Here is a 3418-nt window from a genome sequence, read left to right as displayed (position 1 = left end):
CGCGCGGCAATACCTCAGGAATAACTGGCCCGAAACAAATGTAGGAGCGAGCTTAGCTCGCGATGCGCCGCGCGGGCGGCGCTCGATCTTCGCCCCACCTCCAAACCCGAGACAAGCACCTAGCCGCCCTACTTGCCCAACATTCAGTGGGAGCGGGCTTGCCCCGCGAAGAGGCCAGCAAAGCCACCCTCTACCCCTGGATGTACACCACCTGCGTACGCATGTACTCATACAAACCATGCTTGCCATCCGCCCCGCCGACCCCGGACTTGCGCGCCCCGGCGTGGAAGCCCTGCATGGCCTCGAAATTCTCGCGGTTGATGTAGGTCTCGCCAAAGTCGATCTCGCGGCAGGCCTTCAGCGCAGCATTCAGGTCGCGGGTGTAGAGCGAAGACGTCAGCCCGTATTCGCTATCGTTGGCCAAGGCAATCGCCTCGTCCAGGTCATCGACCACCTGGATGGGCAGCACCGGCCCGAAGATCTCTTTGCGCATGATCTCCATGTCCGACGCACAGCCCGCAAGCACAGTCGGCTGGTAATGGAACCCGGCACCCAGGTCGGCCACCTGCCCGCCGGTCACCAGTTGGGCGCCCTGCCCGACCGCCGTACGCACCATCTGCGCCACCTTGTCGAGCCCGGCCTGGTTGATCAGCGGCCCCATGTCCAGGTCGGCACGGCTCGACGGGTCGCCATAACGGGTGGCCGCCATGGCCTGGCCCACCTTGTCGACGAAGGCGTCGGCCACCTTGCGTTCCACGTACACCCGCTCGGCGCAGTTGCACACTTGGCCAGTATTGATCACCCGCGAAGCGACGATGGCGTTCACCGCCAGGTCCAGGTCGGCGTCCGCCAGCACGATCGCCGGGGCCTTGCCGCCCAGCTCAAGGTTGAGCTTGGTGATGTTCGGCGCCGCAGCAGCCATTATCCGTGCGCCGGTGGCGACGCTACCGGTAAAGCTCACAAGGTCGATGCCGGCATGGCTGGACAGCCCATGGCCGACGCTCGCCCCCTTGCCGCCGACTACGTTGAACACACCCGCCGGCAGGTCGGTCTCGGCCACCAACTTTGCGAACTCATAGCAATTGATCGGCGTTTCCTCACTGGGTTTGATCACGATAGTGTTCCCCGCCAACAACGCCGGGGCCATCTTGCGGGCGATCAAAAAGAACGGGAAGTTCCACGGCAAGATCCCAGCCACCACACCCAAGGGTTTGCGCATCAGGAAGATGTGCTCATTGGCGCGGTCGCTGGTCAGCACCTCGCCTTCCAGGCGTCGCGCCCATTCAGCCATGTAGTCGAGGTAATCGGCCGTGAAGTTGACCTCGACCTGCGCCAGCCCCGGCACCTTGCCGCCTTCCAGGGTGATGATGCGCGCCAGGCGTTCGGCATTGGCGCGTACCTTTGTCGCGATCTGGCGCAGATACCCGGCGCGCTCGATTGCAGGCTTGGCCGCCCAGCCTTTTTGCGCTTGACGCGCTGCGGCAATGGCCCGCTCCACGTGCTCCACCGGCGACTCCGGGACACGCCCCAGCAGCTGTGCGTTGGCCGGGTTGTACACCTCGATCAGTTGCTCGCTGGGCAGGAAGGCATTGTCGATGTAGTTCTGGTAGATCGTTGCGGTCATGGTCATTCACTCCTGTGGGTGGTTGTCGGCCAGTGGCGACTGGGCAGCCGGCTTGGCGCTGAACTGCTGCCAGGTACTGCCCTCGCGCTTGAGGTCATGGGCACGCTTGATGAGGTACTGGTGCACCTGTTCCACCTGCTCGGGCTTGAGGTTGTCGGCAAACGACGGCATGCCATCGGGCACGCGGCCGCCATAGAGGATGCCGAGGAACATCTGGTGTTTTTCCGCGCTGAGCTTGCGCAGGTCAGGCAGTACACCGCCGCTGACGGCATGAATGCCATGGCACTGCGAACAGTTGCCGTCGTACAGGGCAGCACCGGCGGCCACTGCGTTGGCATCAGCGGTCAGGGGTGGCGGTTCGGGCGCGTTGGCGGGCGGTGCCGGCTCACGCAACGTGGCATTACCGCCAAGCTTGTAGGTCAGCACCTGGGAGAAAGGCTGTACCCCGGCACGTAGCGACAGTGCCCCGGCAAACGTCGAGAATGCCCCGCCCCAACCGGCCATGAAGGTGACGTACTGCTCGCCATCGACCGAATAGCTGATCGGTGCCGCCATCACGCCACTGGCGGCCGGTGACTCCCAGAGTTTCTTGCCGGTGTCGGCGGCGTAGGCGATCACCCGGCCATCGGCGCTGCCTTCGAACACCAGGTTGCCGGCGGTGCTCAAGGTGCCGCCGTTGAAGATGGTGATGTAGGGCACTTCCCAGGCCGGCGCCTGTTTAACCGGGTCCCAGGCGATCAGCTTGCCGGACCAGGTCTTGGCCATCTCCAGCAGGCCTTCGGCACCCTCGGGCATCATGCCGGTGCGTAGACCGAGCTGGTATACGCTTTTGAACGGGTTGCGCTTGGGTGCGTCGGGAATGTGCTCGTAGTAGGCCGACATGATATGCGCCGGGATGTACACCAGCCCCGTGTTCGGGTTGTACGACATCGGGTGCCAATCATGAGCGCCCCAGAATGCCGGGGTCACCAGCTTGCGCTTGCCGTCCTTCCAGTAGGCCGCCGCCTCGTCGTCGAGGATGGGCCGCCCGGTCTTCATGTCGATACCCTTGGCCCAGTTCACCGGCACGATGTTCTTGGCCGACAGCAGCTCGCCAGTGGCGCGGTCGAGCACATAGAAAAAGCCATTCTTGGGTGCCTGCATCAGCACCTTGCGTTGCTTGCCGTCGATCGGCAGCTCGGCAAGGATCATGTGCTGGGTGGCGGTGAAGTCCCAGGCATCGCCCGGGGTGGTCTGGTAGTGCCAGGCGTATTCGCCCGTGTCGGCATTGACCGCGACGATCGACGACAGGAACAGGTTGTCGCCTTTGGCCTGGCTGCGCCATTTCGGGTCCCACATCGAGCCATTGCCGACGCCGATGTACAGCAGGTTCAATTCCGGGTCGTAGGCGAACGAGTCCCAGGCCGTGCCGCCACCGCCCCACTCGACGAATGCATCGCCGTGCCAGGTCTTGCTGGCGATTTCCATGGCCTTGTCTTCCGGGGGCAGCTTGGGGTCACCTGGCACGGTGAAGAAGCGCCAGGCCTGCTTGCCGGTTTCGGCGTCATAGGCCGTTACATAGCCGCGCACGCCATACTCCGCCCCACCATTGCCGATGATGACCTTGCCGTTGACCACCCGCGGCGCGCCGGTGATGGTGTAGCTGCGTTTATGGTCGCTGCGGGTGTCCACCGACCAGACCCGCTTGCCGGTCTTGGCATCGATCGCCTCCAGGCGCCCGTCCAGTACGCCGACGTAGACCTTGCCCTGCCACACCGCCACGCCTCGGTTTACCGCATCGCAGCAGGCCTCACC

Annotated in this window: 2 protein-coding genes; both read right to left on the bottom strand. The window is 64.2% G+C overall.

From position 1 onward, the window contains the following. Positions 1–190: 190 nt before the first annotated feature. A complete protein-coding gene (gene aldA, locus NP534_RS26245; RefSeq protein ID WP_274100662.1) occupies positions 191–1624 on the bottom strand; it encodes an aldehyde dehydrogenase in 1434 nt (477 codons plus the stop codon). A gap of 6 nt (positions 1625–1630) precedes the next feature. Next, the coding region (locus tag NP534_RS26240) for a PQQ-dependent dehydrogenase, methanol/ethanol family (RefSeq protein ID WP_274100661.1) at positions 1631–3418 on the bottom strand (1788 nt) is incomplete at its 5' end.

It is taken from the genome of Pseudomonas sp. 39004, assembly GCF_028682155.1.
GTDB lineage: Bacteria > Pseudomonadota > Gammaproteobacteria > Pseudomonadales > Pseudomonadaceae > Aquipseudomonas > Aquipseudomonas capeferrum.
Note: the sequence above shows the minus strand (reverse complement) of the source record. Positions and strands in the feature narration are given on the sequence as shown.